At 62.8% G+C, this 24,668-nt stretch carries 23 protein-coding genes; 16 read left to right on the forward strand and 7 right to left on the reverse strand.

What is annotated here, in order from left to right; all coding sequences use genetic code 11:
* Positions 1-70: 70 nt before the first annotated feature.
* Complete coding sequence (locus MESOP_RS17595; RefSeq protein WP_041164776.1) at positions 71-943, reverse strand: 50S ribosomal protein L11 methyltransferase; 873 nt, start codon at positions 941-943, stop codon at positions 71-73.
* 67 nt (positions 944-1,010) lie between these two features.
* Entirely contained in the window at positions 1,011-1,589 is a 579-nt protein-coding gene (locus MESOP_RS17600) for an SCO family protein (RefSeq protein WP_013894687.1), read from the reverse strand.
* A gap of 209 nt (positions 1,590-1,798) precedes the next feature.
* On the opposite strand from MESOP_RS17600, the gene MESOP_RS17605 reads away from it, so the two are divergent.
* The 3 genes from MESOP_RS17605 to MESOP_RS17615 all read left to right on the forward strand — a co-directional run bounded on the left by MESOP_RS17605 (position 1,799) and on the right by MESOP_RS17615 (position 3,803).
* Complete coding sequence (locus MESOP_RS17605) at positions 1,799-2,314, forward strand: CreA family protein (protein WP_013894688.1); 516 nt, start codon at positions 1,799-1,801, stop codon at positions 2,312-2,314.
* Positions 2,315-2,387: 73 nt separating this feature from the next.
* Positions 2,388-3,029: a DapH/DapD/GlmU-related protein gene (locus MESOP_RS17610; protein WP_013894689.1), complete on the forward strand. Its 642-nt coding sequence runs from the start codon at positions 2,388-2,390 to the stop codon at positions 3,027-3,029.
* A 348-nt stretch (positions 3,030-3,377) separates the two neighbouring features.
* The gene (locus MESOP_RS17615; protein ID WP_013894690.1) at positions 3,378-3,803 is read left to right on the forward strand and encodes a low affinity iron permease family protein; all 426 of its coding nucleotides are present in this window, start codon (positions 3,378-3,380) and stop codon (positions 3,801-3,803) included.
* A 4-nt stretch (positions 3,804-3,807) separates the two neighbouring features.
* Here MESOP_RS17615 and MESOP_RS17620 read toward each other — a convergent pair whose 3' ends face one another.
* Positions 3,808-4,674 (reverse strand): SDR family NAD(P)-dependent oxidoreductase, encoded by an 867-nt coding sequence (locus MESOP_RS17620; protein WP_013894691.1) that lies wholly within the window; start codon positions 4,672-4,674, stop codon positions 3,808-3,810.
* Positions 4,675-4,855: 181 nt separating this feature from the next.
* On the opposite strand from MESOP_RS17620, the gene MESOP_RS17625 reads away from it, so the two are divergent.
* Positions 4,856-5,137 (forward strand): hypothetical protein, encoded by a 282-nt coding sequence (locus MESOP_RS17625; RefSeq protein ID WP_013894692.1) that lies wholly within the window; start codon positions 4,856-4,858, stop codon positions 5,135-5,137.
* 241 nt (positions 5,138-5,378) lie between these two features.
* On the opposite strand, the gene MESOP_RS17630 is transcribed toward MESOP_RS17625, so the two are convergent.
* A complete protein-coding gene (locus MESOP_RS17630) occupies positions 5,379-5,954 on the reverse strand; it encodes a TMEM175 family protein (protein ID WP_013894693.1) in 576 nt (191 codons plus the stop codon).
* A 239-nt stretch (positions 5,955-6,193) separates the two neighbouring features.
* On the opposite strand from MESOP_RS17630, the gene MESOP_RS17635 reads away from it, so the two are divergent.
* Together MESOP_RS17635 and MESOP_RS17640 are read left to right on the forward strand one after the other, a co-directional pair.
* Positions 6,194-6,598: an SH3 domain-containing protein gene (locus MESOP_RS17635; protein ID WP_013894694.1), complete on the forward strand. Its 405-nt coding sequence runs from the start codon at positions 6,194-6,196 to the stop codon at positions 6,596-6,598.
* Between the two features lie 330 nt (positions 6,599-6,928).
* On the forward strand, positions 6,929-8,137 hold the full coding sequence (locus MESOP_RS17640) for an MFS transporter (RefSeq protein ID WP_013894695.1): 1,209 nt from the start codon (positions 6,929-6,931) through the stop codon (positions 8,135-8,137).
* A gap of 18 nt (positions 8,138-8,155) precedes the next feature.
* Here the strand turns inward: MESOP_RS17640 and MESOP_RS17645 are convergent, their stop codons facing one another.
* The gene (locus MESOP_RS17645; RefSeq protein WP_013894696.1) at positions 8,156-9,628 is read right to left on the reverse strand and encodes an MATE family efflux transporter; all 1,473 of its coding nucleotides are present in this window, start codon (positions 9,626-9,628) and stop codon (positions 8,156-8,158) included.
* A gap of 204 nt (positions 9,629-9,832) precedes the next feature.
* Here MESOP_RS17645 and MESOP_RS17650 point away from each other — a divergent pair, with 204 nt between their 5' ends.
* Positions 9,833-10,624, forward strand: a complete 792-nt coding sequence (locus tag MESOP_RS17650) for a L,D-transpeptidase (protein ID WP_013894697.1) — start codon at positions 9,833-9,835, stop codon at positions 10,622-10,624.
* A gap of 88 nt (positions 10,625-10,712) precedes the next feature.
* Here the strand turns inward: MESOP_RS17650 and MESOP_RS17655 are convergent, their stop codons facing one another.
* Positions 10,713-12,203 carry an esterase-like activity of phytase family protein gene (locus tag MESOP_RS17655; RefSeq protein WP_013894698.1) on the reverse strand — a complete coding sequence of 497 codons (1,491 nt, stop codon included), beginning with the start codon at positions 12,201-12,203 and terminating at the stop codon, positions 10,713-10,715.
* Positions 12,204-12,501: 298 nt separating this feature from the next.
* Between MESOP_RS17655 and MESOP_RS17660 the strand changes: the two genes are divergently transcribed.
* The 3 genes from MESOP_RS17660 (at position 12,502) to MESOP_RS17670 (ending at position 16,905) form a co-directional block, all read left to right on the forward strand.
* Complete coding sequence (locus MESOP_RS17660) at positions 12,502-14,913, forward strand: GcvT family protein (protein WP_013894699.1); 2,412 nt, start codon at positions 12,502-12,504, stop codon at positions 14,911-14,913.
* Positions 14,914-14,925: 12 nt separating this feature from the next.
* Positions 14,926-16,479 (forward strand): trimethylamine methyltransferase family protein, encoded by a 1,554-nt coding sequence (locus MESOP_RS17665; RefSeq protein ID WP_013894700.1) that lies wholly within the window; start codon positions 14,926-14,928, stop codon positions 16,477-16,479.
* A gap of 111 nt (positions 16,480-16,590) precedes the next feature.
* Complete coding sequence (locus tag MESOP_RS17670) at positions 16,591-16,905, forward strand: ferritin family protein (RefSeq protein ID WP_013894701.1); 315 nt, start codon at positions 16,591-16,593, stop codon at positions 16,903-16,905.
* Between the two features lie 18 nt (positions 16,906-16,923).
* On the opposite strand, the gene MESOP_RS17675 is transcribed toward MESOP_RS17670, so the two are convergent.
* Positions 16,924-17,949: a LacI family DNA-binding transcriptional regulator gene (locus MESOP_RS17675; RefSeq protein WP_013894702.1), complete on the reverse strand. Its 1,026-nt coding sequence runs from the start codon at positions 17,947-17,949 to the stop codon at positions 16,924-16,926.
* A 294-nt stretch (positions 17,950-18,243) separates the two neighbouring features.
* Here MESOP_RS17675 and MESOP_RS17680 point away from each other — a divergent pair, with 294 nt between their 5' ends.
* From MESOP_RS17680 to MESOP_RS17705, 6 genes are all read left to right on the forward strand, one after another.
* Positions 18,244-19,275, forward strand: coding sequence for a Gfo/Idh/MocA family protein (locus MESOP_RS17680; protein WP_013894703.1), 1,032 nt, complete (start codon positions 18,244-18,246; stop codon positions 19,273-19,275).
* Complete coding sequence (locus MESOP_RS17685) at positions 19,275-20,180, forward strand: sugar phosphate isomerase/epimerase family protein (protein ID WP_013894704.1); 906 nt, start codon at positions 19,275-19,277, stop codon at positions 20,178-20,180. The genes MESOP_RS17680 and MESOP_RS17685 overlap by 1 nt, the downstream gene beginning before the upstream one ends.
* Before the next feature lie 101 nt (positions 20,181-20,281).
* A complete protein-coding gene (locus MESOP_RS17690) occupies positions 20,282-21,286 on the forward strand; it encodes a substrate-binding domain-containing protein (protein WP_013894705.1) in 1,005 nt (334 codons plus the stop codon).
* Positions 21,287-21,373: 87 nt separating this feature from the next.
* The gene (locus tag MESOP_RS17695; protein ID WP_013894706.1) at positions 21,374-22,171 is read left to right on the forward strand and encodes an ATP-binding cassette domain-containing protein; all 798 of its coding nucleotides are present in this window, start codon (positions 21,374-21,376) and stop codon (positions 22,169-22,171) included.
* Entirely contained in the window at positions 22,168-23,217 is a 1,050-nt protein-coding gene (locus tag MESOP_RS17700; RefSeq protein ID WP_013894707.1) for an ABC transporter permease, read from the forward strand. Before MESOP_RS17695 ends, MESOP_RS17700 begins: the two co-directional genes overlap by 4 nt.
* A gap of 117 nt (positions 23,218-23,334) precedes the next feature.
* Positions 23,335-24,666, forward strand: a complete 1,332-nt coding sequence (locus MESOP_RS17705; RefSeq protein ID WP_013894708.1) for a KAP family P-loop NTPase fold protein — start codon at positions 23,335-23,337, stop codon at positions 24,664-24,666.
* Positions 24,667-24,668 lie beyond the last annotated feature (2 nt).

Raw genomic sequence — 24,668 nt, forward strand, 5'->3', positions numbered from 1 at the left:
GCCTCGCCTGGCTGACAACCGGCTGACAACCCGAGTGGGCTTGGTCCAGCGGCCGCGCGAAGAGCGTGCCTCAGTGCTTGAGGTGGATGGTCACCCAGCCTTCGCGGTGCAGCGTGCGCACGTGGCGAAAATTCTGGCCGACATAGGCCGAGATGACCGCGTCGCGCTGGCGCTCGAGAATGCCTGACAGCACGATCGAGCCGCCAAGCGCGATGTGCCCGGCCATTTGCGGTGCCAGCCGCATCAGCGGCCGCGCCAATATGTTGGCGATGATGAGATCGAAGGGCGCGCGCCTGCCGAAGATCGGGTGGTGAAAGCCCGGCGCGGTCACCGTTTCGACGAGGGCCTTGACGTGGTTGAGCCGCGCATTGGCGGCGGCGACCTTCACCGCCACCGGATCGATGTCGGTGGCCAGCACCGGGATATGCGCCAGCTTGGCGACGGCTATCGCCAGCACGGCGCTGCCGGTGCCGAGGTCGAGCGCATTGCGCGGGTGTTCGCGCCGCACCACCCGTTCCAGCATTTCGAGGCAGCCCGAGGTGGTGCCGTGGTGGCCGGTGCCGAAGGCGAGGCCGGCCTCGATCTCGATGGCGAGTTCGCCGCTGTGGCGTTTCCTGCGGTCATGCGCGCCATGGACGAAGAAACGCCCGGCGCGCACCGGCTTCAACCCATCCAGCGAACGCGCCACCCAGTCGATGTCGGGCAGCGCCTCGCGCTCGACGGGCTTCGACAGGGTGAGGCCGGCGAGAATGTCCTTCATCCGCGCCTCAATCGCGTCGACGTCACCGTCGGCATAGAGCGAGACTTCGTGGATGTCCTTGTCTTCGTCGACCTCCAGCACCGCGATCGGCAGGCCTTCATCCTCGAAGGCCATCTCAAGGGCCGCGAAAATGCGCTCGGCCTCGACCTTGCCGGTGGTGAAATGGAGCCGTGTCTGGGTCATCAGGTTAAGTTTCTCTTTGAGCGTGATGTTGTCCGAAAAACCGGCTTCCACTTTTCGGGATCAAGCTCTAGCCCTTAGCCGCGAGGCGCTTCAGTTTTTCAACAGCGGTGCTTGCACTTTCGCCGTAGGCGATCGTGCCGGCGAAATCGCCCTTGCCGTTGAGCAGCAGTACCGAGGCGGTGTGGTCCATCGTGTAGTCGCCGTCGCCGGTATCGACCTTCTTCCAGTAGATGCCGAACGACTTGGCCATGGCGTGGACCTTGTCCGGATCGCCGGAGATGCCGATGATGCGGTCGGAGAAATTGCTGACATAGGCATTCATCACCGCCGGCGTGTCGCGCTCGGGATCGACGGAGACGAAATAGGCATGCAGGTTCTTGCCGTCGTCGCCGAGCGTCTTCAGCCAGCCGGCGAGTTCGAACAGCGTGGTCGGGCAGACTTCCGGACAATGGGTGAAGCCGAAGAAGACGACGCTGGGCTGGCCCCGGAACGCGGCCTCGGTGATCGGCGCGCCCTTCTGGTCGACCAGGGTGAAGGGGGCGCCGAAGGGTTCGCCGCCATAGTGGCCGCGATACCAGTCGAAAGTCAGCCAGCCGATGCCGGCCGCCATGAGGACGAGAATGCCGACCAGGATAGAACGCATCATCAGAATAGTCCGTCTGTAACTTCATCGGGTGCCGGCCGAAGCCACGCTCCCTTGTTCGGCCGACAGTCTTAGCGGTTCGACCGGGTACACGCAAAGATGCCGCGTTGACGCAACCGGCCGTGGCAGCGCCCGGCGTTTTGATCGCACCTTGCAATATATTGGTCCTCGCCCCACCTGAGACCGGCAACTCGAACCGCAGGAGGCTCCACTTGCTCGAACTGATTGGGCGCGGACGGATTGGGCGAAAACTGATCGGCGCGTTGGCCGCGTGCGTCGTGCTTGGCACCGGCGCTGCCGTCGCCGAGGAAGTCGGCAAGGTTGGTGTCGACTGGGTCGGCAACGACATCATCGTCGAGGCGATCAAGGATCCGAAAGTAGAGGGCGTGACCTGCCACGTCTCCTATTTCGACCGCAGCATCATCGACCGCCTGCACAAGGGCAACTGGTTCGAGGATCCCTCCGATTCCTCGATCTCCTGCCGCCAGACCGGACCGATCACCATCGGCGACATCGACATGGGCGAGGGCGGCGAGGAGGTTTTCAAGCAAGGCATCAGCCTGATCTGGAAGAAGCAGGTGGTGAACCGCATCTATGACAAGGCCAACGATACGTTGATCTATCTCTCGCATTCGCGTCAGGTGCAGAACGGCTCGGCCAAGATGTCGGTCACGACAGTGCCGCTCTACGGCCAGAACGTGGTGTGGAGCAAAGGCAAGCCGAAATAGATTCGCGCGATTGGCCTGACGGACAATTGTTCGCGGCTTGCGGGCGTGGTTGCTCTGACGTAAAGCCGCCCTCATGGACCGTTCCCAAGATCTCGTGCTGAAGGACTCCGAGCCGCGCATCCATCCGACCGCGGAATTGAAGGCGTGCAAGCTCGGCCGCTATGCCGCGATCGGCGAACGGGTGGTGCTGCGGGAAGTCAATGTCGGCGACTTCTCCTATTTCGAGCGCCATTCGGAGGCTATCTACACCACCATCGGCAAATTCTGCTCGATCGCCGCCAACAGCCGCATCAACGCGCTGGAGCATCCGATCGAGCGACTGACCCAGCACAAGGTCAGCTATCGGCCGAACGAGTATTTCCGCTGGCTGGGCGTCGACGCCGCCTTCCGCGACCGGCGGCAGTCGAAAGCCGTGACCATCGGCCATGATGTCTGGATCGGCCACGGCGCGGTGATCATGCCCGGCATCACCATCGGCAACGGCGCCGTCGTCGGCGCCAATGCGGTGGTGACCCATGATGTGCCGTCCTACACCATCGTTGCCGGCATGCCGGCGAAGCCGCTCAGGGCACGCTTTTCCGCCGCCGTCGCGGCACGGATCGAGGCTCTTGCCTGGTGGGATTGGCCGGTCGAGAAACTCGCCCGGGCGGTTCCCGACATCCAGGCGATGCCGATCGAGGCGTTCCTCGATCGCTGGGAAAACCAGGCCTTTTAGGCCGGCATCCTGCCGTTGTCTCGAAGTTCCGCGCTCCGTTGAGCGAGGCAATCCGCAGGCTGAGGTGGCGCGAAGCAAGCTGCCATTTCCGCGCTCTCCGGACTGAAACCCCTTCCGCCATGCGGGGGTGGCGCGGCGGAAGGGGCTGGAGGTAAACCGCCGTGAAGCGGAAGGAACAGGCACTTTTGCCTGCACGGTCACCATGACATTTAACCCGATAAGGCGTGTTTTCCCTCACATGCGCGCTTTGCGTGTATTCAATTGCGCCTGACGCATTTGTCGCCCGGTTGGAACCCGAAACGGCCGCCGGATGTTTCTCATCGCGGCAGCCATCGAGGGATCCGACACATGGAAAAGCATTTCACCAAGATCGCCAACTGGGTCGCCCATGTAACCGGCCTGCCGCTGACATTTTCCGTCTGCTGCCTGATCGTCGTCGTCTGGGCTGTAACCGGACCCTACTTCGGTTTCTCGGACACCTGGCAATTGGTGATCAACACAGGCACGACCATCATCACCTTCCTGATGGTGTTTCTGATCCAGAACACCCAGAACCGTGACGGCGCGGCAATTCAGGCCAAGCTCGACGAACTGATCCGGGTGAGCCGTGCCCACAATCATTTCATTGGCATCGAGCACCTGACGGAGTCCGAGGTCGAGGAAATTCGCGCCAAATGCGAACGGGCGGCACGGCGGCATGACCAGAAGATTGCCGCCACGGCCGGGAAGAAGGCCGTGGCGCAAAAGCGCGGGACGAAGAAGCAGGCCGCTTGACGGGTCAGCCTTTTATGAAGGCCGCGAAAGCATCCTTGTGGTCGGGGTGCCAACGCGACAGGGCCGGGCGGTTTTCGATGATGTCACCGACCGCCCAGGCCATGCGCTTTTCATCCAGCGGGCGCGCCACGTCATTGTCCGGGCACAGGATGTAGAAGTCGCCCCTGACCAGCGATTCCAGCATGAAATCGATGACTTGTTCGCCGGTCCAGGCCCCGGCCGGCTTTTCCGTCGCGCCTTCGGTGAGGCCGGTGTAGGTGAAACCGGGGATCAGCAGATGCGCCGACAGGCGTGCGCCAGGCTCGTTGCGCAAGGCGTGCGCCAGGCCCTCGGTGAAGGTCTTCACGCCGGCCTTGGAGACGTTGTAGGCAAGGTTGCCGGGCGGCGTCGTGATGCCTTGCTTGGAGCCGGTGTTGACGATCAGCCCCGGCCTGGCAGACGCCAGCATGCGCGGTGCGAAGGCCTCGACGCCGTGCACGACGCCCCAGAAATTGATGTCGAGGAGCCGCTTCCACTCTTCGCGGTTCTCCCAGGGTTTGCCGGGATTGTCGCCGACGCCGGCGTTGTTCATCAGCAGCGAAACATCGCCAAAGGCGCCGAATGCCCGGTCGGCGAGACGATCGACCTCATCGGCCTTCGAGACGTCGGCGGCAACGGCCAGCACGGCGACGTCGCCGGCAATGGCGGAGACCGCCCGGGAGGCATCGTCAAGACGCGCGCCACCAATGTCGGCAAGCACGATCTTCATGCCCATCAGCGCAAGCCGCTTTGCCGCTGCCAGACCAATGCCGCTGGCGGCGCCGGTGATGACGGCGGTGTTGCCCGGCGCAAGCGCGGGCAGAGCGGTCTGGATTTCGGCGTCGGGGATCATCGGTGATGGGTTCCTTCTTTCGATGGCGCCGAACTTAGCGCCGCAACGGGCTTGCGCAAGCCTCCGTCAGCGTGTGCTCGGGTTGACCATGCCGGTCGAGGCTGCGCATGCTGCCTCGGCAAAAAGGAATTTTTGCCGGAGCAAAAGGAGACTTTTGTCGGGACAAATGGAGATTTTTCGATTGACGGATTGGGTTGCAATTTTGAAGGAACAGACCGCCACCGGCGACCAGATGGGACGCGAGGTGCCGCAGATGCTGGCCAATCCCGATATCAGCGAAGCGCAGGTGAAGACGCTGTTTTCCGCGCTGGAGAAACAGGCCGAGTTCGTCGAGAAACTGCGCATGGCGTTGGAAAAGTTCGGCCATGATTTCTCGATCATCAAGGCGGCGGAGCGGCTGGAGGAGCGCTATGCCGATCTGGCCGCTTCGGTGGCGGAAAAGCTGAAAGCGATGCGCAGATAGAGCAATTCCAGGAAAAGTGTGAAGCGGTTTTCCGTCCGGAATTGCGTCAGACAAAGAGCAATTCCAGGAAAAGTGTGAGGCGGTTTTCCGTCCGGAATTGCGTCAGACAAAGAGCAATTCCAGGAAAAGTGTGAGGCGGTTTTCCGTCCGGAATTGCGTCAGACAGAGAGCAATTCCAGGAAAAGTGTGAGGCGGTTTTCCGTCCGGAATTGCGTCAGACAAAGAGCAATTCCGGGAAGGTCTACTTTTCGATCATCCGCGCGAAACGCGTATCCGGCACCAGCCAGACCAAGGCGACCAGCACATAGAGCGCTACGCCGATCCACTGACTGACGAAGGTCAGCACGATGGCCGCGATATAGACGGCGAGCGAGATCTTTCCCTTGCGATCGTGGCCCAGCGCCTTGGCAAAGGCGGTCTCGTTGCCGTGCAGGCGGTGCAGCGCTGCGGCCAGGATCGTATAGGCAATGGCGCAGAGTGCGAGATCGGCGCCATAGACGGCGACCGGCACCGGCGCAAAGTGGTTCTCGCCCATGAAGGCGGTCGTTGCCGGCATCAGGGACAGCCAGAACAGCAGGTTGAGATTGGCCCACAGCACGCTGCCATCGACGCGCTGCACGGTATGGAACATGTTGTGCAGATTGTTCCAGTAGATGCCGACGTTGATGAACGACAGTACGTAGCAGAAGAAGATCGGCCACAACGGTGCCAGGGCGGAAAAATCCTCGCCATGCGGCACTTTCAGTTCCAGCACCATGATGGTGATGATGATGGCCACCACGCCGTCGGTGAATGCCTCGACCCTGCCTTTGCCCATGATTCCACCCTTTTGGCCGCAACGAATTGTCGAAAGAAAGTAAATTGTTAGCTTATGTTGCCGGGCCCATAAACGGGGCTTGGGAAATTCCTCAACTATGTCGGTGGAAACCGTGGCACCGGAGCCGCCGATCGCCATGATTGGCGCTGGCCAGTTGTTGACTTTTCCCACCGCTGGCTCTCCCCTGTGACGCCTCGCGCCAACGCAGTCGACCGGACGGGGAACGAATGGAGGGATTGATGAGATTTCGATTTCTGCTTGCGATCGCGACCGTACTGGCCGCGGTCTTCGGTACATCCGCCGCGGCCTTCGCCTATGGCGCCCACACCACCACCAACCTCAACGTCCGCAGTGGACCGGGGGCAAGCTACGCAAGGGTCGGAACCCTGCCGGCCGGCTTCAGGGTGAATGTCACCGGCTGCGAGCCTGGCTGGTGCAGAATCCATGGCGGCGGTGTCAGCGGCTGGGCCAGTTCCGGCTATCTCTCGCGGGCCCATGTCGTTCGTCCGCCGGTCATCATCGTGCGCCCGCCGCATCGGCCGCCGCACTGGAACCACCGGCCGCACCGTCCTCCGCATCATCGCCCGCCGCACAGGCCGCGCCCCGGCAAATGCAAGATCGCGCCCGGCTTCCCCTGCAAATAGGCCCAACTTTCCTGCAAATAGGCCCAACTTTCCTGCAAATGCCCCAACTTTCCTGCAAATAGGATGGCCGCGGCTGATACGTGATGGATCGAGGCCGCCGGCCTCGATCCGAGCCTTCTTCAGTCGGCGGCTTTCCCGTTGAGGCTCTGGTTTTTGTTTTGACGCAATTGCCAAGGGAAGCGCCAATGCGCTTTCCCTGGGAAACCGCTTCACACTTTTCCTGGAATTGCTCTCAGTTCACCGTGGTGTCAGGAGCCTGCCAGCCGGCCGGAACGTCGGGAATGACGACGCGTTAAGATCGCGATCCCGAGGCTGGAAGGGAGGTTGGCCATGACATTTCGCGATTTGGCGCATACGCAAGAAGCGGCTCGTGGCGATGCTCTTGCCATTCCGACTGTCGCCGCCATGATTGCCGTGCTGTTTGCCGGCAGCACGGCACTGACACCGCTTTATATCATCTACAAGCAGCAATTCGGTTTTTCGCAGATCACGCTGACGCTGATCTATGCGGTCTATGTCGTCGGCAATCTCGCCGCCTTGCTGGTGTTCGGCGGCGCATCGGACGTTGTCGGGCGCCGGCCAGCGGCCCTGGCGGCGATGGGCGTCGCCATCGTCAGCGGGCTTGTCTTCCTGTTCGCCGAAAATGTTCTCTCGCTCGACATAGCGCGCATCCTGAGCGGGCTTGGCATAGGCATTGGCGCAGGGACAGGGACCGCGTGGATTGCCGAGCTTCTCCCCAATGCCGACAAGTCGCGCGCCAGCGTCATTGCCACCAGCACCAATTTCCTCGGCCTCGGATTCGGCGCGCTCGTTTCGGGACTGCTGGCACAATATGAGCCCTGGCCGTTGCGGCTGGTCTTCATCGTCTTTCTGGTGGCACTCGTGATGGTGACGATCCTGGTCTGGCGCACCCCTGAAACGATCGCGAAGCCCGGTGGCGTCAATCAGATTTCCATGCGGCCGCAACTTTCCATCCCGCAGGAAATACGCGCGCGCTTCGTTGCGCCGGCGGTGACCGGCTTCGGCGCGATGGCGCTGGTCGGTTTCTATGCCGCCCTCGCTCCCAGCATTCTGGCGCAGCAGCTGCAGGAAACCAACCACGCCGTCGCCGGCGCGCTGTTCTTCGAACTGGCGATCGTCGCCGCGGTCAGCATCGTGGTGCTGAAGCAGGTGCAGAGCAGCAAGGTCATGTTGGCCGCGCTTGCCCTGATGGTCCCCAGCGTCCTGCTGGTGGTGGCGGCACAGATGGTGGCATCGATGGTGCTGATGATCGCGGCCACCGCCTGCTGCGGCGTCGTGGCGGCGCTTGGCTATCGCGGCGGCCTGCAGGTGGTGAACGAGATCGCGCCGGATGATCGCCGCGCCGAGGTTGTGTCCAGCTTCTTCGTCTGCTGCTTCGTCGGCAACGCCTTGCCGGTCATCGGAATCGGGATCGTGTCGACCTATGCCAGTCCGATCGCCGCAAGCCTGGCATTCGCCGCCATGATTATCCTATTCGCGGTGGTGGCGCTGGGCTTCGGGCTGAAAACCAGGCGTTGAGACGAGGCCGGGTCGGCCTCAACCGTTCGGCGTTTCCGGCGCCATGTTCGCTCGTCCGCGCGGCACGCCAAGCCCGGTGTCCGGCGGCTCGCCGGCAGCCGGCCTGTTCTCAATCATGTGCAAGGTGCGCCAGCCACCGAAGCGGTAGTAGGCCGCGGCCAGCACCAACGAGGTGATCGAGCCGGCCGGGAAACTCCACCACAGCGCTTCCTCGCCGAGCACACCGCGCATGAAATAGGCGAAGCCGGTGCGCACGACCAGCACCGAGATCACCAGGATGATCAGCGGCGGCATCACCGCGCCCGTGGCTCGCACCGTGGCGAACAGCACGATGGTGATGCCGAACAGGACGAACGACCACGACGCGACACTGTTGATGTGGGCGGCGATGTCGATCGCCGCGCTGTCGCTGCTCAGGAACAGGCTGAGGATCGAGCGGTCGAAGAACCACAGCAGCGCGACGAGGGCGCCGGTCAGGACGAGGTTGAAGCCGACGCCGGAGGCAGCGACGCGGCCGATCCGGTCCCAGCGGCCGGCACCGACATTCTGCGCCGCCATGGAGGAGACCGCGGCACCGATGGCGAGCGCTGGCATCTGGATATAGGTCCACAATTGCGCGGCGATGCCGTAGGCGGCGGCAACCTGCGAACCGTAGGAATTGACGATGCCCATCACCGTCAGCGCCGCCGCCGAGATGACGATCATCTGCAGGCCCATCGGCACGCCCTTGAAGACGACGATGCGCAGCAAGGCTGGGTCTGGCCGCAGCAGGGCGAGGTTGGCGCCGGCCAGCCGCAACGGATGCTTGCGTACATAGAGCACGACGAGGATGGCGATGACGCTCACCGTTTGGCCGATCAGGGTGGACGTGGCCGATCCGGCGATGCCGAGTTCGGGAAACGGCCCGATGCCGCGGATGAGCAGCGGGTTGAGGATGATGTCGAGGACGACCGCGAGCGCCATGAAGATGAAGGGCGTGCGCGAGTCACCGGCGCCACGCAGCACGGTCATGACGAAGGACAGAAGGTTCATCATCGGCACGGCGACGAAGATGATGCGCAGGTAGGAACGCGCCAACGGCAAGGCGTCGGCCGGGGTGCCGAGCGTGTTGAGGATGGCGTCGACCCAGATCCAGCCGCAGACGGCGAAGATGATCGAGACGAGGAAAAAGAAGGTGGCGCTGGTGCCGACGATGCGGCGCGCCTCCGGCAGGTCGCGGGCGCCGACCGACTGCGCCACCAGGATGGTCGCCGCCATGCCGATGCCGAACACGGTGCCGAGGATCAGGAAGAGGACGAGGTTGGCATTGGAGGTGGCGGTCAGCGCCGATTCACCCAGGAAACGGCCGACCCAGACGGCGTTGATCGACCCGTTGAGCGACTGCAGAACGTTGGAGCCGAGCACCGGCAGGGCGAACAACAGCAGCGTGCGCGGGATCGGGCCGCTGGTCAGGTCGGCGGTGCGCCGGCGCGTGGGCTTTTTTTCGTCCATGGCTGGCAACTCGGGAAGTGGTATTTGGATCCGGTCCCCATCATTGCCGATTCAGCGGGACAGGTCGATGCGGTGCCGGAAAAGATTGGCATCGGGTCTTCTGGCGCGCCTTGATCTAATCGTGTTCTCAAAGCTTCCGGAATGGGATACTGATCCTGATGGGGCCGCGTTCCTGTTGGATCTTGCGGTTGAGCTGGGGGGTTCATGTCCGATATTCCGCTGTTTTCCGAGCGCCTGAACCGGCGTGCCTTTCTGAGTGCGTCCGCTTTGGGCGCGGCCGCGATGGCCCTTTCGGCGTGCTCCACGACGGATGTCGCGCCACCGCCGCCGGTGGCCGCCGCGCCGCCCGATGCGGCTTTCGGTGACGCCGCGAGCATGTACGCGGCGCGCACCGACGAGGGCTATCAACTGCCGGCAATCCCGGTCACCAAGCTCGACCCGAAGTTCGTGCGCCAGGTCGTGGCCGACCCGACCGGCGAAAAGCCCGGCACGATCGTCGTCGATACGTCAGAGCACTTCCTCTATCTGGTACAAGATGGCGGCAAGGCCGTCCGCTACGGTGTCAGCCTCGGCAAGGCGGGTTTCGGCTGGACCGGCAGCGCCGTGGTCCAGGCGAGGAAGAAGTGGCCGGTGTGGACGCCGCCGCCGGAAATGATCCAGCGCCGGCCGGAACTGGCGAAATACAAGGACGGCATGCCGCCCGGCCCGAAGAGCCCGCTCGGCGCCCGCGCCCTCTATCTGTTCCGTGACGGCAAGGACACGATGTACCGGCTGCACGGCACGCCGGAGTGGGATTCCATCGGCAAGAACGCGTCGTCCGGCTGCGTGCGCTTCATGAACCAGGACATCATCGACCTCTACAGCCGCGTCAACGGTCCTGCCCAGGTCTTCGTGCGTCCCAATTTGTCGGCCGCCGGCAAGATCATGGCCGTGTCGACTAGGACGGCCGAGCCGATCGATGCTGGCGTGCCGAAGGATGCGGAGATGTTGAAGTAGGCGCCTTCACGGTCTGTAGCAGGGCTCGATCATTCGATGGTGGCAGGTCAAGCGGGCGCGTCAGGCGCGCCCGCCTGCATGGGTGTCGCTACTTCTTGGCGAGGCCGGGCAGCGTCACCTGATAGACCAGGAACATGGTGTCGACATCGGCGCCGTCGTCGGTCTTGTAGGGAGCGCCGACCTGGAAACCATCCTGGGCCAGGAAGTCGTTGTCATTGGCGACGAACAGGAAATAGTCGTCCGGCAGCTTCGGATCGAGCACGCTTGCCAGCGACATTGCTTCCCATTTTTCCGAGAGGTTGTCGTGATCGTTCGGCGCGCCGTTGTGCAGGCCGAAGCGGCCGAGCTGAGCATTGTCGTTGATGTCGATGAACGGCGTCAGCTTGGCCGGCGTCACCGATGGATCGAGCACGCCCTTTGGCGCTACCGGCTTGTCCTTGTCGAAATCCGCGCCGGCGATGTCGGTGGCGGCGGAGACGTCGACGATGCTGATTTCGCGGTAGAGCGAGGTATCACCCTTCAGGCCCTGGCCGTTGCCGCTGTCGCGCGCCAACATCAGGAAGGATGTGTCCGACAACGCCACGATCTCGCTTTGCGCGGCGACCTTGGTCTTGCCCTTGGCATCCTTGAACACCGGCAGCGGCACGACATACTCATGTGCCAGTTTCAGATGGGCGAGGTCGGAGGCGTCATAGATCAGCGCGCGGGTGTTCTGCCGGGTCGAAGCGGAATCGCCGCCATCCTGCCGGGTCGCCGACTGCAGCACGGCGATCAGGAACTTGCCGTCCGGCGTCATCGCCATGCCTTCGAGGCCCTGGTTGTTCTGGCGGCCGGTTTCCGGATCCTTGGGATCGGGCTCGGCGGCACCGGGGCCGGGATTGTCGGAGGAGAAGTTCGGTGTCCCCTTGCGCATCGGCACCAGGGCAGCCGGCGGCTGGGTCGCCGACATCAGGCGGCCTTGCGCGGAGAAACGGTAGATGTTGGGGCCATATTCGTCGGAGATGAACATCGAGCCGTCGGGCAGTCGCACGATCGCTTCGTTGTCGAGGGCGAGCTTGCCGTTGGTGGCGGCGGGCAGCATCGGCAAGTCGCCGGCGGCGGCGCGCACGTCCGACAGCGGATCGAGGCCGGTGGCGTCGGCACCCTTGTCGTCGGTGAGCAGCATGCTGTCGGCGAGCGTCGCCTTGACGCCGGTCTGTTCCTGGCCGGTAGCTGGGGCGGCGCCCGGCGCGACGGGGTTAAACTCGATGCCGATCGTATTGAGGCGCGGGCGATAGTCGGTGGTGCCGGCGACATTGTAGCCGCGGTCCGGCAGCAGCCAGAGCGAGCCCTTGTAGCCGGCAGCGTCATGCGTCCAGCCCGATGTGTCGATCGACATGCCGGAGCCCGAGCCGAAGGTTTCGCCGAACTTGTCGCGCTGGGCGGCCGGGATGCGGCCGACGCCGACGAGGCCCTTGTTGACGGGGCCCTTGTTGACGAGGCCGCCGACGGTCGCGGTGCCGTCGGCGAGCGCCGGCGTCAAGGCGGTGAACAAGGCCAGCGCGACGCCAAGCGACGCGGTTCGGTGCAGGTGTTTCATGGACAATCCTCTTTGTGACGAAGCGTGCCGGAGCGGCCGAAAGCTGAAGGAGGCGTCACCTCGATGATGCCGCGAGCGTCTCCCCGAAAGCGATCTACGGCGTGAACATGATGCTTGCGTGACAGGCGGTGTGTGTCCGCCGGCTTGTTTGTGCACCAGCAAAGAAGCGCATTCGCGTGACCCAATCGATGGCGCTTTGCCACGCGGAGTTTCGCCCAGTGCGGCAAGTCGATGGCGCGGACTGGACACATATGTCTAGTGCGTCTATGGTGCCGGCCTCGAACAGGGGAGGGAAGCCTTGAAGTCGCACTACCGCGCAGTCGTCATCGGAGGTGGCGTGGTCGGCGCCTCGGTGCTCTACCATCTGACGCGGTTCGGCTGGTCGGATGTGGCGCTGATCGAGCGTGCCGAATTGACCGCCGGTTCGACCTGGCATGCGGCGGCCGGCTTCCACGCGCTCAACGCCGATCCCAATGTCGCGGCGTTGCAGGACTACACCATCAACCTCTACCGCGAGATCGAGGCCGAATCCGGCCAGGACATCGGCCTGCACATGACCGGCGGCGTCAACATCGTCAGCGATCCCCAGCGCTGGGAGTGGCTGAAATCGGCCTGGGCGGTGTTCCAGTCAGTCGGCATCGAGACCGCCCGGCTGGTGAGCCCGCAAGAGATCAGAGAACTCTGCCCGATCGTCGATGTCTCCGGCGTGCTCGGCGGCCTGCATGATTCCAACGAAGGCCATCTCGACCCCTACGGCACCACCCATGCCTATGCTGGCGCGGCGAAGAAGCGTGGTGCCGAAATCATCCTGCGCAACCGGGTCATCGAGCTAATGTCGCGCGCCGACGGCCACTGGGACGTCGTTACCGAGCAGGGCACCATCGTTGCCGAGCATGTTGTCAATGCCGGCGGGTTGTGGGCAAAGCAGCTCGGCCGGATGGCCGGCGTCGACCTGCCGGTGACGCCTATGGAGCATCACTATTTCGTCACCGAGGACATTCCGGAGATCGCGGCGCTGGACCGGGAAATCGGCATCGCCGTCGATCTCGACGGCTTTTCCTACCTGCGCCAGGAGCGCAAGGGCGTGCTGCTCGGTGTCTACGAGCAGAACCCGAAGCACTGGAACATGGATGGGGCGCCGTGGGACTACGGCATCGAGCTCATCCCGGAAGACATCGACCGCATCAGCCCGGAACTCGCCAAGGCGCATGAGCGCTTTCCGTGCCTGGCGACGGCCGGCATCCGCAAATGGGTCAATGGCGCCTTCACCTTCACGCCGGATGGCAATCCGATCGTCGGGCCGGTGCGCGGTCTCAAGAATTATTGGGTCGCCTGCGGCGTCATGGCCGGCTTCAGCCAGGGCGGCGGCGTCGGCAAGTCGCTGGCCGAATGGATGATTTTCGGCGAGCCGCAGGCGGATATTTTCGGCATGGACATCGCCCGCTACGGCGCCTTCGCCGCCAACCGCGAATATCTCAGACAGACGACGCGCCAGTTCTATTCGCGCCGTTTCGTCATGACCTTCCCCAATGAGCGGCTGCCCGCGGGCAGACCCTTGAAGCGACCCGGCGCCTATGACGGCATGAGTGCCGCGGGCTGCGAATGGACGGCTTCCTGGGGGCTGGAAATCCCGGCCTATTTCGCGCCGATGGGTTTTCGCGAGAACACCACGCTCAAGCGCTCCAACGCCTTCGACATCGTCGGCGATGAAGCGCTGCAGGTGCGGCGGGCCGCCGGCCTCGTCGATATCTCGGCCTATTCGCGCTACGCGGTGTCGGGGCCAGGCGCCCAGGCATGGCTCGACCGGCTGCTCGCCTGCAAGCTGCCGAAACCGGGACAGGCGCGGCTCGCGCCGATGCTGGGTCCAGACGGGCGGTTGAAAGGCGACCTCACGGTGATCAACTGGGACGGCGGCGATTATTGGCTGATGGGCTCCTACTATCTCAGGGAATTCCACATGCGCTGGTTCGAGAGCCACGCGGCCGACGGCGTCACGGTCACCGATCTTTCCGACGCGATGAGCGGGTTCCTGCTGACCGGGCCGAACGCGCGCAAAATCCTGGAACGCACAACGCACCAGGACGTGTCCGCCGCGGCACTGCCGTTCATGGCCTGCGGGGCATTCGATATCGGCATGGTGCGGGCGCGGGTTGCCCGCCTTTCCATCGCCGGCGAGCTGGGCTTCGAAATCAGCTGCCCGGTGGCCATGCATGCCACGCTACGCGAGACGCTGCTTGCCGCAGGCGAAGGTCTCGGCCTGGCGGAGATCGGCTACTACGCGCTCAATGCGCTCAGGCTGGAGAAAAGCTTCGGCATCTGGTCGCGCGAATTCACGCAGGGCTACGCGCCTCGCCAGACCGGGCTCGACCGCTTCATCGCCTTCGACAAGGGCGATTTCATCGGCCGCGAGGCGGCGCTGAGGGAGCGACAGACGGGCACGTCTCAACGGATCGTGACGCTGGAGATCGATGCGCTCGACGCCGACGCCAGCGGCTTCGAGCCTGTCTGGCGCGACGGTCGGCGCGTCGGCTTCGTCACGTCGGGCGGATTTGGCTACACGATCGGCAAGAGCGTCGCGCTGGCGTTGGTGGACGACGATTCTGCCGAGGAGGGGACGGCGCTTTCGGTGCACATTGTCGGCGTCGAGCGGCCGGCGCGGGTTATCGCGGCTTCGCCTTACGACCCTGAAGGCAAGGCAATGCGGCAATGAGGAGGATTTCCGATGATCGATGAGGCGGCACGTGAGGCTAGGCGCGAGCGCAGGCGCGGACGCACGGGCGAGGCCGGCAGCGAAAGCAGTCGCCGGCCCAATTACCGGTCACTGAAGAACCCGTTCCTGCCGCAGCCGATCTTTTCGGACGACCAGGTCGCCTCGATCCACGACACGGCGCTGCGCGTGCTGGAAGAACTCGGCATCAAGGTGCTGCTGCCGCAGGCACGCGAGGTTCTCGCCCGCGCCGGCGCCCTGGTCGACCCGGATACCGACATGGTGCGCATCGGCCGCGACATGGTGGCGGCGGCGCTGGCCTCGGCGCCGAGGTCGATCCATGCCCGTGGCGGCGATCCTTCCCGCGATCTGACGCTCGAACTCGGGTCGATGACGTTTCTTGCCGGAAGCGGGGCGCCCAATGTCACCGATCTCGAGCGGGGCCGGCGGCCAGGCACGCTCGCCGCCTTCGAGGAGTTCATCAAGCTGGTGCAGCATTTCGATGTCCTGCATATGCTCGGTCCCTGCGTCGAGCCGCAGGATGTCGACAACCGGTTTCGCCACTATGCCGTCAATCGTGCACAGCTGACGCTGTCCGACAAGTTTCCCTTCGTGTTCGCTCGCGGCACGCCGCAAGTCGAGGACGGTTTCGAGATGCTGCGGCTGGCGCGCGGCCTTTCGGAGGAGGCATTCCGTTCGGACGCCTGGTGCTATACCGTCATCAACACCAACTCGCCGCGTCAGCTCGACATACCGATGGCGCAAGGCATCATCGATTTCGCCAATGCGGGGCAGGTCTCTATCATCACGCCGTTCTGCCTGGCGGGCGCCATGGCGCCGATAACCGTTGCCGGCGCGCTGACGCTACAGCATGCCGAAGCACTGGCCGGGCTGACGCTGGCGCAGATCGTGCGGCCCGGCGCGCCGGTCGTCTATGGCTCCTTCTCCTCCAACGTCGACATGAAATCCGGAGCGCCGGCCTTCGGCACGCCCGAACATGTCAAGGCAACGCTGGGCGCCGGTCAACTGGCGCGCTTCATCGGCCTGCCGTGGCGGTCCGGCGGCGGCAGCGCGGCCAACATCTCGGATGCGCAGGCCGCGCATGAGACGCAATTCGCATTGTGGGGCTCGGTTCTGGCCGGCGCCACGGTCTGCATCCATGCCGCCGGCTGGCTGGAAGGCGGCTTGAGCGTTTCACTGGAGAAACTGGTCACCGATGTCGAGGCGTTGCAGACGGTCGCCGAACTCTGCGCCGCGACGCCCGGCGACGACGATTCCATCGGCTTCGAGGCGATCGCCGAAGTGCAGCCGGGCGGCCATTTCTTCTCGGCCGGCCACACGATGGCGCGCTACCGCACCGCCTTCTACGAACCGCTGGTGGCGGACTGGTCGAATTTCGGCAATTGGACGCAAGGCGGATCGAAGACCGCGAGCGAACGCGCCACCGGCATTTGGCGGCGCATCCTTGCCGATTTCGAGCCGCCGGCTTCGGCCGCCGCCACGGCCGGCGTGCTCGACGAGTTCATCGCCCGGCGCACCGAAGAAGGCGGGGCGCCGCCCGTGTCATAAGGCCGATCGTCCCGGTTGTGATCCGGAACTTGCAGTGCCTTCCGCGCATTCATGGTTTGCGGCCGGTGCCCATCGGCACCGGCGAGCCATTTTGAGGGGAGGACCGACACCATGGGTTTCGATCAGTATCACGAACCGCCTGAGGAACTGTCGCAGAAGGTGCGGACCTTTGCCCGCATGATCACCTCGCTGATCGAGGAGGCGGAAGCGATCTCCTGGTACGAACAGCGCATGTCGGTGGAGAAAGATCCGCAGGCTCGCGCCATCATGAAGAACGCGCAAGGCGAGGAGTTCAAGCATTTCGGCATGGACCTGGAATTCCTGCTGCGCCAGAAGACGGATTGGCGGGCGGAACTGAAGGAAATCCTGTTCACCACGGGCGATATCGTCGAGGCCGGCGAGAAGGGCGAGAAGAAGGTGGACTGAGCACCTTCTTCGTCTCCATCAATCGCTGTCGCGCGCGATCAGCTCCAGCGGCCAGACCTCACGGATGATGCGCGGGCCTTCGGGGCCGGCGAAGGCGGGGAGCGAGGCCAGCAGCATTTCCGCCAGCCGCCGGCCCATTGCCTCCAGTGCCGGACGGAAGGCGGTCAGCGTCGGCGAGAAGTAGCGGCAGAGCGGCGTGTCGACGATGACGATCACGGCCATGTCATGGCCCGGCTTGATTCCCATCTCGGCCAGCGCCTTGCAGCCGCCAAGCGCCATCGCGTCATTGTTGAAGATGATGGCCGTCGGTGGGTCCTTGGAGCGCATGACTTGCGGCGTCACCTGGTAGCCGCCGGCCTCGTTGATGAAGCCGTCGGCGATCAGGTCGGGGTCGATCTCGATGCCGTGCCGCTTCAGCGCCTTGCGGTAGCCGTCGAGAAACAGGTAGCCGAAGTTGAGATCAAGTGAAGGGCGGATGGCGGCAATGCGCCGGTGTCCACGCGCCACCAGGCGGTCGACGGCTTCATCACCCGCCCTCTCGAAATCAATATCGAGAGAAGGATAGGTGTCGCCACCGGACTGACTTCGGCCAAGCGTGACGAAGGGAAAGCCTGCCTTGCTGAGATAATCAATCCGATCGTCTTCCCTTCGTGTATTGGCCAACACGACCGCATCGACCAAGCGCGTCTCAACCACGCGGCGCAACCGCTCCTGCTGATATTGGCCGGGCTCACCCATGACGACCATCAGATCGAGGCCATGCTCGGCGAGCTTCGCCTGCAGTCCGATCAGGAACGGGATGAAGAAGGGTTCGCCATATTGCTGGTCGCCCGGATGCGGCTGCAGCATGAAGGCGATCGAATGGGTGGCGCCTTGCCGCAGACTCCGGCCCGACTGGTTCGGGGAATAATTCAGCTTCTTGGCGGCTTCGAGCACGCGCTGGCGTGTGTCGGCATTGACATCGGCACGGCCGTTCAGCGCCCGCGACACGGTGCCGATCGAAATGTTCAGGTGACGGGCAAGGTCATGAATGCTGGATGCCAAAGGACAATTCCCCCGCCTTGGCCGGCGCAATTCCAGGAAAAGTGCGAAGCGGTTTTCCGCCCGGAATTGCGTCAAAACAAAGAGTTAGAGCAGTTCGCCGTTTGTTGAAAGGCTGAACTGCTCTAGCACCGGCTGCCGTTCAGGCCAAGGCTTCCGTATGGTTTTTGAGAAGCAGCCGATTGACATTCTACGCTATCGGGTGTGTTCTCGTAAACGTTTACGGAAAAACGTTTACGGTGATGCCGTGGACGCCGTGACATTCGGCCTGGAGGGGCCGGACGGGAGGAATGCCGAATGATGAAAGCCGTCCTCGTCGGCTGTGGTGCGATGAGCAGACAGTGGCTCGATGCCGCGAGGCAGATCGACGGGCTTGCCATTGTCGGGCTTGTCGACCTCGACGCCGAACGGGCGAAGGCGAGGGCGGGCGAATACGATCTCACCAGCGCCGTCATCGGCACCAGCCTCGACGCGGTGCTCGAGCAGACAAAGCCTGATGCGGTGTTCGATGTCGTTGTCCCCGCAGCCCGGCGCGATGTCGCTTTTGCCGCCTTTGCGCATAATTGCCATCTCTTGACCGAGAAGCCGCTGGCCGACAGTCCGCAGAACGCCCGCGCCATCATCGAGGCAGCCAAACAGGCAGGACGCGTTCACGCCGTCGTGCAGAACCGCCGTTACGTCGCCAATGTCAGGCGCATCCGGCGGTTTCTTCAGTCGGGCGCCATCGGCAATCCGACCAGCATCCATGCCGACTTCTTCATCGGGCCGCATTTCGGCGGCTTTCGCGAGGAGATGGCGCATGTGCTGCTGCTCGACATGGCGATCCACACATTCGACGCGGCCCGCTACATGGTCGCCGGCGAGCCGGCCGGCGTCCATTGCCAGGAATGGGAGCCGGCCAATTCCTGGTACCGGCAGGGCTCGTCGGCCAGCGCCGTCTTCGACCTCGGCGGCGGCAAGGTCTTCACCTATGCCGGCTCCTGGTGCGCCGCCGGTTTCCGCACCAGCTGGGAGGGCAGCTGGCGCATCGTCGCCGAACGCGGCAGCCTCATCTGGGATGGCCACGATGTGCTGAAGGCTGAAATGGTGGTCCCGGGCCGTGATGGGCTGCTGGACAAGACCGAGCCGGTCGAGGTTCCGCCGCTCGATCCCGCCGACCGCATCGGCGGCCATCTCGGCATCATCAGGGATTTCATGCACGCCATCGAGACCGGCACCGAGCCGGAGACGCATGGTGCCGACAACATCAAGAGCCTGGCCATGGTTTTCGGCGCCATCGAAAGCGCCGAGACTGGTCGGCGCGTCGCCATCGCAGAGGAAGCACAGTGATGCCCAACCCGCTTCTCGACATCCGGATCGGCACCATGGTGCGGGCCAATCTCGACGATCCGGCTGCCTATATCAGGCAGATCCTGCCGCTCGGCTTCGAGAGCATCCAGCCCTTCTTCTGGCAGACGCTTGGCGGCAAGGATTTGCCGCGGCTGGCCGGGCAGATCCGCGAGGCGATCGGCGACGCCGATGTCAGCGTGTCCACGCTCGGCGTGTTCGGCAATCCGCTGGAGAGCGGGGAGGTCGATCGCGGCGTGCTCGAGGCGTGGGAAACGGTGATCGACAACGCGCATCTGTTCGGCGCTTCGACGGTCAGCGGCTTCACCGGGCGCATTCGGGGCAAGAAGCTGACCGACAGCCTGCCGCGCTTCCGCGAGGTGTGGGGGCCGCTTGCAAAACGTGCCGCCGACAAGGGCGTGCGCATCGCTTTCGAGAACTGCGCCATGGACGGCAACTGGGCCGCCGGTGACTGGAACATCGCCCACAATCCGGATGCCTGGGAGCTGATGTTCAACGAATTGCCTGACGACAATCTCGGGCTGGAATGGGAACCCTGCCACCAGCTTGTGTACCTGATCGATCCGATACCGCAGATCCGCAAATGGGCGCCACGCATCTTCCATGTCCACGGCAAGGACGCGACGGTGCGCTGGGACGTCATCCGCGAGCATGGCGTGTTCGGCCGGCTGCCCTTCGTGCAGATGCGCACGCCAGGCTTCGGCGACAGCGACTGGACGCGCGTGATCAGCGAATTGCGGCTCGCCGGATACAAGGGCGCCATCGACATCGAGGGCTGGCACGACCCGGTCTATCGCGGCGACCTGGAGATCACCGGGCAGGCGCGGGCGCTGGAGTATTTAAAGCAATGCCGGGGAGGGCCCAGCTACCTGCCGAACCCGATGTGAGGAAAAGCCGGCGGGAGGAGCCGGCCAGCCAAGTGCGGCGCATTGCCGAAGCAAATGTCGAAAACCCTCGCGCTTGCGAGGACAAAAAGGGAGGAACTTGCATGAGCATCGCCAAAAGAACGACACTTCGCCTGACCGTCGCGGCAGCCGCCACGGCGCTCGCCGCCGCCATCTCGACACTGCCGGCCCACGCGCTCGACGCGCAATGGTGCAAGGACGTCCACATCCGCTTCTTCGTCGGCGGCGCCGAGGGCGACGCCTTCGGCACCATCGTCTACAACGGCGCCAAGCAAGCGGCGGCCGATCTCGGGCCGAAGGTCGATTACATCTTCTCGGGCTGGGACGTCGAAAAGATGGTGCAGCAATTGCGCGAGGCGGTCGCGGTCAAGCCCGGCGGCATCGCCATGATGGGCCATCCTGGTGACGCGGCGATCATGCCGCTGGCCGAACAGGCGCACAAGGACGGCATCAAGATGATGTACCAGAACGTACCGGTGCCGACGGTGACGGCGGCGTTCGGCGGCGGCTATGTCGGCGCCCAGCAGGAACAGCAGGGACGCGCGCTCGGCGCCGAGGCGTTCAAGCTGGCGGGGCTGAAAGCCGGCGACAAGGCGATCATGATCGGCCCGTTCGAGAATGAGAGTCGCGGCGCACGCGAGCGTGGAACAGTCGCCGCTCTGAAAGAGGCCGGCATCGATGTCGTTCAAATCAACTCCGCGACCGAGTGGGCAGCCGATCCGAATCTGGCGATCCCGGTGATCACCGCGGCACTCCTCAACAATCCCGGCGTCAAGGCGGTCGGCTATCCCGGCGGACAGATGCTCGGCAACGTGCCGACTTATATGCAGTCGGCGGGCAGGAAGCCCGGAGACATCTTCAATTTCGGCTTCGACACCAGCCCGCAGATCGTCGAGGCCTTCAAGGGCGGCTGGGTGCAACTGACGGCCGACCAGCAGCCGTTCATGCAGGGCTATCTGCCGATCCTCAGCCTCTGCCAGCAAGTGGTGCTGGGTCTGGCGCCGATGAATGTCGACACCGGCGCCGGCTTCGTCACGCCGCAGAACTACGAGATCGTCTCAGAGCTCGCCAAGCAGGCGCTGCGCTGACCTCCCAAGGCTGCCGGCCGGGCTCAGCCCGGCCGGCAGGACCGCCGGCGACGAGGCCGGCAAGCGACAATGAAAAGCGAGGATCCGATGGCCGAACGCATCATCGAACTGCGCGACATCAAGAAGTCCTATGGCCAGGTCTATGCGCTGGGCGGGGTCGATCTCAGCGTCGACCGCGGCGAGGTGGTCGGCCTGATCGGCGACAATGGCGCCGGCAAATCGACGCTGATCAAGATCCTGTCCGGCGTCGTCAGCCCGACCAGCGGCGACATACTGGTGCGCGGCCAGCCGGTGAGCGGATGGAGCGCGGCGCGCTCGCGCGACGCCGGCATCGAGACGGTGTTCCAGGACCGGGCGCTGGCGGTGCAGCAGACCATCGTGCGCAACATCTTCATGGGCCGCGAACTCACCGGCTTCATGGGCTTTCTCAGGGTTAACAAGGAGATCGAGGAGGCGAGCCGGCTGATGCGCGACATCGGCTTCACCTCGAAGGTGTTCACGCCGCATTCGATCGTCGGCCAGCTTTCGGGCGGCGAACGCCAGGGCGTGGCGATCGCGCGCGCCATCTACAAGCAGGCGGAGCTGATCATCCTCGACGAGCCGACGACGGCGCTGTCGCTGACCGAGACCGCCAAGGTCTTCCATTTCGTGCGCCAGGTGCGGGCGAGCGGCCGCTCGATCCTGTTCATCGGCCACAACATCCATCATGTCTTCGACATTGCCGACCGCTTCGTGGTGCTGGACCGGGGCAAGGTGGCGCTGACCACTGACCGCAGCCAGGTCAAGTCGGCCGAGGAGCTCATCAATTTCATGGAAGACGTGGCGCATCCGGGCGGACTGCCCGGACTGCACGATGGCGGCGAAACGGAGCAGAGAGCGCGATGAGCAAGGCCATGGAACCCGATCTGCAAAGCCCCTTCAGCGGTTCAAGCGTCGACACGGTTGGCAAGGAATGGCGGCATCCGTCCGATCACTGGCTGCGCGGCTTCGTCATCGACAACCGTGCTTCGCTCGGCACGCTCGCCGTGTTCATCGTCATGATGGCGGTGTTCATGATCGCCAACCCGACCGTGTTCACCACCTGGTATCTCTACAGCTCCGTGCTCACGACGCTCCCCGTCGCGCTGTTCGTGGTGGTGCCGCTGGTCTTCGTCGTCACCTGCGGTGAGATCGACCTGTCGTTTCCGGCGACGATGGGTTTTGCTTCCTGGGTGTTCGCGCTGGTGGTGCAGGCCGGCTACGATCCGTTCCTTGGCATTGCGGCGGCATTGGTCACCGGCGTGCTGCTCGGCTTCCTCGTCGGGTCACTGGTCGTCTATGGCGGGCTATCGTCGCTGATCGCCACGCTCGGCATGAACTTCCTGCTGCGCGGCCTGATCCAGATCATCAACGAGGGCAGGTCGATGGCGCTGACCGGCCTTGCCGACACCTCAGCCTACAAGATCTTCTCCAGCCAGGTCTACGGCATCCCGGTGCAGATCTTCTGGGCCATCGCTTTCGTCGTGCTGTCGGCAATGCTCTACAACCGCCACCGCTTCGGCGCGCAGGTCAAGGTGATCGGCGACAATCCCGACAGCGCCAAGCAGATGGGCATCGACGTCAAATGGGTGCGGGTGAAGGTGTTCGTCTTCGTCGGCATAGGTGCCGCGATCGCCGGAACGTTTTCGGTGATGATCAATTTCACCTGGTGGCCGACCGCCGGCGACGGCTACCTGCTGCCGGTGCTGGCCTCGGTATTCGTCGGCGGCACCCCGACCTGGGGCGGCATCGGCACGGTCGCCGGTGGAGCCATCGGCGCGGTGACCGTGTCGTTCATCCAGACCGGCGTCGTGGCGGCGGGCCTGAGCGGCTTCTACGTGCAGTTCTTCAACGGCCTGATCATCATCCTGTCGCTGCTGGGGCACAAGTGGAACCAGGCAAGGTATCGGTGAGGGGCGCTGCCGACCCTACATCGCTGCGGCGTTAGCAAAAGAACTAGTGGATTGCTTCGGGCCAGTTTAGAGCAGCCACTCGATATGCTAGAACGTTCCTGCTTTGGGGAACGTTCGATGAAAATACTTGCGCCAGATGTCGAGCAAGCAGTTGCAGCCAGTGAGGATATTTTTGGCCGCGACTTGTTTGGTGATGGGCTCCTGAAGGTTTTCGATCTCAGTGATGATCCACTAGTTGTCGCGCTCGATGAGCCATGGGGATCAGGAAAAACAGTCTTTGCAAGACGTTTGGCTAGCAGAGCGAGAGATCAGAAATTCAAGGTTGTCTATTTTGATGCGTTTAAACACGACTATGACCCAGACGTCTTTGTTTCGCTTGCTTCGCAGATTATCGAAGAAACGGGAATAAGGCCAAAAGAGAAAAAGGAACTTAAGGCAAAAGCAAAAGACGTAGCGAAGATTGTTGGACTGGTTGCTATAAAGGGTGCTATTCGTGGGCTTACAGCCGGTGTTGTTCGAGCTTCTGATTTCGAAGACGCAAATGAAGACGTAGCCAATGAAGTGGGTAAAGAAATCGAGGCTGAACTCGACAAAATTATTGATAGTCGATTAGAAAGTGCAAAAACGGAGCAAAGAGCATTCGAAGTCTTTCGTCAGACCCTTTCGACTCTAATGTCGACAGGTGACAGCGACAAGCCTCTTATATTTATTGTAGATGAACTTGATAGATGTAGGCCGACATATGCTTTGTCGGTTCTGGAGACGATAAAGCACTTATTCTCAGTCAAGAACGTTCACTTTTTGCTCGTTTGCCAGCTCGATCAGCTCTCGGCAGCGACCAGAAAAATGTATGGATCCGAGATAGACGCGAGTTTGTATCTTGAGAAATTTGTTCATTTCAGAGTCACATTTCCACAATTCGAAAAAAGAGAGAAAGATCGGCTTCTAAAGAGATTTGTCCTAGATGTTCTCAAAGCAATGCCCGATGATGATGAATCCGGCCGTTTGAAGGACGGGTTCGCGGAATTTATTTCACTTGTTTGGGAGCGAGGGGAATATTCTCTCCGTCGAATCGAGCGTCTTTGCACACTGTTTGGGCTGTGTCTGGCTTTTACGAACAAGAAAACTATCCGCCATCCGGCATTAATACACATACTTTGTGATTTGAAACTTTCGTCTCCGATGTTGTTTGCTAAGGCAAAAACGGGGACCTTGAACTATCTAGATGTAAAGAATTTCTATCGATTTTCAGATGATTTAGATAAAAGGAATAATAAACTAGATTGGTATTCTCTCAACTGGAGGTATTTTTTGTCATCCACTGAAGAATTAAAAGGGATGGATGTTAGCGGGTTTCGAGACAGTTCGTTTTACTATAATATCGAAAGAGAGGATGTAGTTCGTTTTCTGGCCAATAATATTGTAGAACGATTTGCATTCCCGACTTGAAC

The organism is Mesorhizobium opportunistum WSM2075, assembly GCF_000176035.2.
GTDB classification, from domain to species: Bacteria; Pseudomonadota; Alphaproteobacteria; order Rhizobiales; family Rhizobiaceae; genus Mesorhizobium; species Mesorhizobium opportunistum.

Excerpts from the sequence above, each read along its gene's own strand:
- MESOP_RS17700 (WP_013894707.1), top strand. The coding sequence starts at position 22,168 with ATGAGCAAGGCCATGGAACCCGATCTGCAAAGCCCCTTCAGCGGTTCA.
- MESOP_RS17640 (WP_013894695.1), top strand. The coding sequence starts at position 6,929 with ATGACATTTCGCGATTTGGCGCATACGCAAGAAGCGGCTCGTGGCGAT.
- MESOP_RS17685 (WP_013894704.1), top strand. The coding sequence starts at position 19,275 with ATGCCCAACCCGCTTCTCGACATCCGGATCGGCACCATGGTGCGGGCC.
- MESOP_RS17630 (WP_013894693.1), bottom strand. The coding sequence starts at position 5,954 with ATGGGCAAAGGCAGGGTCGAGGCATTCACCGACGGCGTGGTGGCCATC.
- MESOP_RS17595 (WP_041164776.1), bottom strand. The coding sequence starts at position 943 with ATGACCCAGACACGGCTCCATTTCACCACCGGCAAGGTCGAGGCCGAG.
- MESOP_RS17695 (WP_013894706.1), top strand. The coding sequence starts at position 21,374 with ATGGCCGAACGCATCATCGAACTGCGCGACATCAAGAAGTCCTATGGC.
- MESOP_RS17680 (WP_013894703.1), top strand. The coding sequence starts at position 18,244 with ATGATGAAAGCCGTCCTCGTCGGCTGTGGTGCGATGAGCAGACAGTGG.
- MESOP_RS17705 (WP_013894708.1), top strand. The coding sequence starts at position 23,335 with ATGAAAATACTTGCGCCAGATGTCGAGCAAGCAGTTGCAGCCAGTGAG.
- MESOP_RS17650 (WP_013894697.1), top strand. The coding sequence starts at position 9,833 with ATGTCCGATATTCCGCTGTTTTCCGAGCGCCTGAACCGGCGTGCCTTT.
- MESOP_RS17670 (WP_013894701.1), top strand. The coding sequence starts at position 16,591 with ATGGGTTTCGATCAGTATCACGAACCGCCTGAGGAACTGTCGCAGAAG.
- MESOP_RS17655 (WP_013894698.1), bottom strand. The coding sequence starts at position 12,203 with ATGAAACACCTGCACCGAACCGCGTCGCTTGGCGTCGCGCTGGCCTTG.
- MESOP_RS17665 (WP_013894700.1), top strand. The coding sequence starts at position 14,926 with ATGATCGATGAGGCGGCACGTGAGGCTAGGCGCGAGCGCAGGCGCGGA.
- MESOP_RS17615 (WP_013894690.1), top strand. The coding sequence starts at position 3,378 with ATGGAAAAGCATTTCACCAAGATCGCCAACTGGGTCGCCCATGTAACC.
- MESOP_RS17620 (WP_013894691.1), bottom strand. The coding sequence starts at position 4,674 with ATGATCCCCGACGCCGAAATCCAGACCGCTCTGCCCGCGCTTGCGCCG.
- MESOP_RS17600 (WP_013894687.1), bottom strand. The coding sequence starts at position 1,589 with ATGATGCGTTCTATCCTGGTCGGCATTCTCGTCCTCATGGCGGCCGGC.
- MESOP_RS17610 (WP_013894689.1), top strand. The coding sequence starts at position 2,388 with ATGGACCGTTCCCAAGATCTCGTGCTGAAGGACTCCGAGCCGCGCATC.
- MESOP_RS17690 (WP_013894705.1), top strand. The coding sequence starts at position 20,282 with ATGAGCATCGCCAAAAGAACGACACTTCGCCTGACCGTCGCGGCAGCC.
- MESOP_RS17635 (WP_013894694.1), top strand. The coding sequence starts at position 6,194 with ATGAGATTTCGATTTCTGCTTGCGATCGCGACCGTACTGGCCGCGGTC.
- MESOP_RS17645 (WP_013894696.1), bottom strand. The coding sequence starts at position 9,628 with ATGGACGAAAAAAAGCCCACGCGCCGGCGCACCGCCGACCTGACCAGC.